This window comes from Aestuariivirga sp., from assembly GCF_037139295.1.
In the GTDB taxonomy this organism is placed as follows: Bacteria; Pseudomonadota; Alphaproteobacteria; order Rhizobiales; family Aestuariivirgaceae; genus Aestuariivirga.
The window spans coordinates 1-3243 of the sequence record NZ_JBAXGR010000209.1; the positions used below are offsets into that span (position 1 = coordinate 1).

4 protein-coding genes and 1 pseudogene are annotated in these 3243 nt (G+C 64.6%); all 5 read left to right on the plus strand.

Going from position 1 to position 3243, the window contains the following annotated elements; genetic code table 11:
- Nucleotides 1-828, plus strand: a pseudogene (locus WCJ41_RS20870) (phage tail protein); the annotation flags it as partial.
- A gap of 26 nt (nt 829-854) precedes the next feature.
- Nucleotides 855-1385 (plus strand): phage major tail tube protein, encoded by a 531-nt coding sequence (locus WCJ41_RS20875; RefSeq protein WP_336907764.1) that lies wholly within the window; start codon nt 855-857, stop codon nt 1383-1385.
- A 25-nt stretch (nt 1386-1410) separates the two neighbouring features.
- Nucleotides 1411-1680, plus strand: coding sequence for a phage tail assembly protein (locus WCJ41_RS20880; RefSeq protein WP_336907765.1), 270 nt, complete (start codon nt 1411-1413; stop codon nt 1678-1680).
- The gene (locus WCJ41_RS20885) at nt 1677-1817 is read left to right on the plus strand and encodes a hypothetical protein (protein ID WP_336907766.1); all 141 of its coding nucleotides are present in this window, start codon (nt 1677-1679) and stop codon (nt 1815-1817) included. The genes WCJ41_RS20880 and WCJ41_RS20885 overlap by 4 nt, the downstream gene beginning before the upstream one ends.
- Nucleotides 1818-1820: 3 nt before the next feature.
- The gene (locus WCJ41_RS20890; RefSeq protein WP_336907767.1) at nt 1821-3212 is read left to right on the plus strand and encodes a phage tail tape measure protein; all 1392 of its coding nucleotides are present in this window, start codon (nt 1821-1823) and stop codon (nt 3210-3212) included.
- Nucleotides 3213-3243 lie beyond the last annotated feature (31 nt).

Consider the following 3243-nt stretch of genomic DNA (forward strand, 5'->3'; position numbering starts at 1 on the left):
CAGGGCTCGAATGCCAATGCCGTCTGCGTGGCGCTGCCCGCGATCTGCAACAAGCTCCTCGCCCACGCCGTGGTCGACGGGCCCGCCACAACCGAGCAGGCAGCCCTCGACTGGAGCGAGACCCTGTCTTCCAGCCGGCTCATTCCTGTAGATCCCGCCGTCCGGGTGATGAACGGGACCGAGATCGCTGTCGTGCCGCTGTCGCCCGCCGTCGTGGGCATCGGTGTGAGGCGCGATCACGAGAAGCAGGGCCGTCCATTCCACAGCTGGGCCAACCAGCCGGTACAGGGGATCGTCGGACCCTCGCGGCCGATCAACTTCTCGCTCACCGACGGGGCGACCGAAGGCCAGCGGCTGCTCTCGCACAATCTCGGCGTGTTGCTCCGCGGCGAGCTCGGCGTCGAGAGCGCCATTGCCTCCGGAGGCTTCGTCTATGTCGGCACCGACAATGCCGGCGAGGACGATCTCTGGCGCTTCTACAACGTGACGCGCGGCCGCGATTACATCCACCTGATGTTCCTGAGGACCCTGCGTTTCTATCTCGGCCGCTTCAACATCACCGGCCAGACCATCCAGGCAGTCCTCAACACCATGGGCTTCGCGATGCGCGACCTCAAGGCCGACGGCGACATCCTCGGCTACGAGGTCAAGTTCGCGCGGGACCAGAACTCGCCGGAGGAATTGCGGCAGGGCCGGTTCACCGTCAACTTCGCGGCCGAGGAGGCCCCGGTGCTGCGCTACCTCGGCATCCAGTCGGCGCGTTATCGCCCGGCGCTCGATGCGCTGCTCGACGACCTCCTGGCCCAGGTCGACGCCGTCACTGGCTGATCAACATCTGACAGGGAGTATGACCCATGAGCACAATCTACGTCATGGAAGCGGCAAATCTTTTCGCGGGCGATCACGACCCCACCGCCTCGAAGCACCTGAGCCTTGCCGAACTGAAGCTGCCGCCCTTGCAGGAGATGTACCAGGAGCATCATGCGGGGGGCTCGCGCGTCCAGATCGAAGTGGCGGTCGGTATCCAGAAGCTCGAGCCCACCTTCAAGCTCAATGGCTGGGATCCCGATCTCCTCACCCAGTTCGGCCTGGGCTCGTCGCGTCAGAAGGTGTTCACCGCCTATGGCGTCATCCGCGACAAGCGCACCGGGCTGGCGATCGAGGCCAAGGCCATCATTGAGGGCCGCCTCGGCAAGATCGAGCCCGACGCCTTCCAGCGCGGCGAGTTGCAGGGGCATGAATACGCCATCAACGAGGTGATGCACTACGAGCTCTGGTTCAATGAGAAAGAGAAGCTGTTCTGGGACTTCTTCTCCTCCGAATGGCGCCTCGACGGCATCTCGCAGAACGATGACGAGCGCCGCATCCTGCGCGTCCAGCGCTGAGGGTTGAACCATGGGAGATAATCGCATGACTGACACGGCGCGTGTGACGCTTGCCTGTCCCCTCCAGATCGAAGGCCGCATGGTGACTGAAGTGACCATCCGCCGCCCGAAGGTACGGGACTTGCGCGCACTGGAGAAGGGGCGGGAGCCGGGCTTCACCGAGCTCGACCAGGGGATTGCCATGGCGGCCGCCCTCTGCGACTTGCCGCTGGCAACGATGGACGAGATGGATGCCGGCGACTTCGCGGCGATTTCGGAGGTGCTGGGCGGTTTTTTGCCCAAGGCGCCGGCGTGACCGGCTGGCGCAGCATCGTTGCTGATACTGCGCACGTGCTCTCGACCCCCATCACCGCTTTCGACGACATGGACTGGGCCGAGTTGCTGCTCTGGCATGCCGAAGCCCGGCGTCTGACGGGTGCGCGAAAGGAATAGACGATGGCGAGCCAGACGACCCAGCTCATCGTCGAACTCCTCGACCGGGTTTCGGGGCCCGCGCGCGGGGTCGCCAACAGCCTGCGCGGCATCACCCGCACGGTCCGCGATGCAACAGGCGGACCCATAACGCTCGCCGACCGGCTGGATGCCGCCATCTCGCGTAACAACCGCGCCATCGATGCCGCCCGCGGCCGCATGCTCGATGCCGTGGGAACGCTCTATGTCCTGAAGAACGCACTCTCCGCACCTGTCTCCTCTGCCCTCGAGTTCCAGCGCGCGCTGGCCGAGCTCGGCGCCAAGGGCAATCTCTCGGCCGGGCAGCTGAAGGAGATCGGAAGTGCCGCCAGGGCCACCTCCGTTCAGGTCAACCAGTTCACCACCGACATCATCCGCGCCCAGGACTTCCTCGTGGGCATGGGTCTCGACGTCGAGCGTTCGACCAGGGCCATGCCGTCGATCGGCAAGGCGGCCACCGCGACGGGGGCGAGCCTCGAGGACCTGTCGAAGGCGGGCTTCGCTGCGATGTCGAATCTGGGGATCAAGGCCGAGGACCTCGCCCGCTCGTTCGACATCATGGCGGCGGCCGGCAAGGCGGGTGGCTTCGAGCTCAAGGACATGGCGCAGTACCTGCCGTCCATCACCGCGCTGGCCAGTTCCAAGGGCATGACCGGGCAGCAGGGCCTCTCGGAGATTGCCGCGGCGCTGCAGATCGTCAGGCGCGGCGCCGGCGACAGTTCGGAGGCTGCGACCAACTTCAACAACATCCTGCAGAAGATCAATTCGAACGACGCCATCAAGAACTTCAAGAAGCACGGCGTCGACATCCGGAAAGTGCTGAAGGATGCGGTCGCCAAGGGGGCGGATCCCCTCGAAGCCGCGCTGCGCGCCATCAACAAGGCGATCAAGGGCGATACATCGCGGCTCGGCGAACTCTTCAACGACGCCCAGGTCCAGAAGGGACTGCTGCCGCTCCTCAATGGCATCGACGACTATATCCAGATCCGCGACCAGACCTCGAAGGCCTCGGGTGTCGTCGACAAGGACTTCGCCCGCATGATGGAGACCGGCGTCGAGAAGACGAAGGCCTTCCGCATTGCCCTCCAGAACCTGGCCACCAGCATCGGCAATGCGCTGATCCCGATCCTGGGGAGTGCCGCAGGGGTTCTCAAACCCCTGGTCGAGGGGCTGATTTCTGTCGTCGATGCCCACCCGCGGATCGCCGGCGCGCTTGTCGCCATCACGGCCGGCTTCATCGGTCTCAAGGCGGCGCTCGCCGGGCTCTCCTATCTGGGCCTCATGGGCAAGGGCGGTATGCTCTCGGCACTGTCCTTTGCCGTGAACACGCTCGGAGGCTCTTTCATGCGTCTCAGTGTCTGTCCCGAGAGTTCTTGAATCGGATGAATCATTTGTGATTCCATGTCTT